Source organism: Nautilia sp., assembly GCF_053994455.1.
Window position 1 is genome coordinate 1 of sequence record NZ_JBMYAU010000008.1, and the last position, 2,567, is coordinate 2,567.

Here is a 2,567-nt window from a genome sequence, read left to right on the forward strand (position 1 = left end):
TTAGCCGTTTTATAAAGCACACTTCTTATTTTTCCTATACTCATATCTCCTCGCTTAAAACTTTTATTTTACCGTCATGTGTTATCATCACCATATCTTCTATCCTGATGCCGAATTCACCGGGAATGTAAATCCCCGGTTCAATCGTAAACACCATTCCCTCTTTTATTTTCATTCCGTTTTTTGAGTTTATATAAGGCCATTCGTGAATGTCAAGACCCACCCCGTGACCTAAAGAATGAACGAAATATTTTCCGTATCCTTCTTTTTCTATAATATTTCTTGCAACTTTGTCAAGTTCGCATATTTCCGTTCCTATTTTTATTCTTTTAATCGCTTCAATCTGGGCTTTTAAAACGATGTCATATACTTTTTGGATTTTTTTATTTTTGAATTTCTGACGCTTGCTCATAGAAATGTCGCTGCCGATATACACCGTTCTGGTTCTGTCCGAACAGTACCTTTTGTATTTGATTCCCGCATCCAGCAACAGAAGATCATGCTTTTTAAGTTTTTTAGAGCTCACCCTCGCATGCGGCTTTGCGGCGTTTTCATTAATAGCGACAATGGGCTCGAAACTCAATTCCCTCCTGCCCCTCTTGCTCAGACACTCTTTAAACCTGTAACTGAGCTCGTACTCGTCCGTTTCGCATTCAATCGTCCCGGAAAACTTTTTAAAAGCCTCCGCCCCTTTTTTCGCCGCTTTTTTTATTATCTCGAGTTCTTTTTCCGTTTTTATCATTCTTTTTTTATGTGAAAAATTTTTCTCTTCTTTTATAACGGTCACTTTCGAAAGCCGCCTGTAAGAATCGATATCCCAGTTCATTGGATCAAGCACGAGTTTTTTTATTCTGTGCCTGAGTATGAGCTCTTTGGCTTTTTTTATCAAATCCCTGGCTTCAATTACCTCGGCGCCGGCCTGTTCTTTCGCCTCAAGGACATACCTTCCGTCCGTTATAACATACCTGTAATCGCCGAGTTTTAAAAAAAGCGCGTTATCGCTGCTCCATGAACATTCATAATATATTTCGTTCTCCCCGTTTAATATATAATCCATATTCCGCCCTCAAAAAAATAAAAAAACGGCTTATTGCTTAGCCGCCTGCGCCTGGGCTTTGGCCTGCGCCTCTTTTGCCATTTTAATTTCATTTAATATCTGAATCATGGCGATGAGTCCGAGATGGTAACTAAAAGGTCCGAATCCCGTAACGGTTCCCGCCACTATATCTGAAATCATCGATTTCTGTCTGAACTCCTCCCTTGCGGCAATATTGGTCATATGTACTTCGATTGCCGGAAGGTTTACGGCTTTAAGGGCATCCCTTACGGCCACCGAATAATGTGTAAGAGCCGCAGGGTTTATAATTATTCCGTTTACATTTTCGTTTATACTCTCCTGAATCGCATCTACGATATCCCCTTCGTGGTTGGACTGGTAAAACTCTATTTCAAAACCGTTCTGTTTGGCAAACGTTTCCATATTTTTGTTTATATCCTCAAGTTTCATAGGACCGTAGAGATTTACCTCCCTGATTCCCAACATATTCAGATTCGGCCCGTGAATTACTTTTATTTTCATAAAATCTCCTTTTTTTATGTTATTTTACTATATTTTGGCACAAGTTTTGCTACAAATTTCAAAAAGGACGGATTTTGATAAAACTTAAAGCCGATTATATACTGACGTTAAACGAAAAATATGAAATTATAAAAAACGGCGAAATTCTTTTTGACAATAAAATACTTGAAATCGGCAGGGATATCAAAACTGACATCCCCTCGATTTACCTCGGTAAAAATTCAGTTATAATGCCGGCGCTTATAAACACCCACACGCATCTTGAATTCAGCTCGAATTACACTCACTTAGAATACGGCGATTTTATGGGATGGCTTAATTCGGTTCTCGAACACAGGGAGGATCTTTTCTTCAGTTGCAAAGGAGAATGTTACAAGTCCGCCGTTAAAGAAATGAAAAAAAGCGGAATATGCGCATTCGGACAGATAAGCTCCACCGGAGAGGATCTCAAATACCTCAAACACTCCCCTCTTAAAGTCGTATATTTTAACGAAATAATAGGCTCCAACCCTGCGGCTGTGGATATGATATACCAGGATTTTTTAGCAAGGCTCGAAGAATCGGGAAAAATAGAAAACGAAAAATTCAAAATCGCCCTTTCGGTACATTCGGCTTATTCAGTACATCCGGTTTTAACAAAAAAAATAACCTCAATCGCAAAAACACAAAACCTTCCCGTCCAGACACACTTTATGGAAAGCAAAGCCGAAAGAAAATGGCTTGAAAACGGGGAAGGGGAATTTAAAATCTTTTTCGAAAAACATTTTAAAAACGCCAAACCTTTTATAAAACCGCTCGAATTTATTGAAATGTTCGAAGGAACCAACACCACTTTCGTCCACTGTGTACACGCAAGCGCGGAAGAAATGCAGAAAATCAGCGAAATAGGAGGTAAAATATCCCACTGTCCGATATCAAACAGACTTTTAAACGTCGGACTTTTAAATCTTGAAAGCGTTAAAAATTTTTCAATTCCGTATAATGTGGC

3 protein-coding genes are annotated in these 2,567 nt (G+C 39.0%); 1 reads left to right on the plus strand and 2 read right to left on the minus strand.

Annotated elements, in window-relative coordinates; translation table 11 throughout:
* Positions 1–40 precede the first annotated feature (40 nt).
* Positions 41–1,057: a M24 family metallopeptidase gene (locus tag ACXJIE_RS00455; RefSeq protein ID WP_456479015.1), complete on the minus strand. Its 1,017-nt coding sequence runs from the start codon at positions 1,055–1,057 to the stop codon at positions 41–43.
* Between the two features lie 30 nt (positions 1,058–1,087).
* The gene (aroQ, locus tag ACXJIE_RS00460; protein WP_456479016.1) at positions 1,088–1,579 is read right to left on the minus strand and encodes a type II 3-dehydroquinate dehydratase; all 492 of its coding nucleotides are present in this window, start codon (positions 1,577–1,579) and stop codon (positions 1,088–1,090) included.
* A 74-nt stretch (positions 1,580–1,653) separates the two neighbouring features.
* Between aroQ and mqnF the strand changes: the two genes are divergently transcribed.
* Positions 1,654–2,567: aminofutalosine deaminase family hydrolase (gene mqnF, locus ACXJIE_RS00465; RefSeq protein ID WP_456479017.1), on the plus strand; the 914-nt coding region annotated here is incomplete at its 3' end.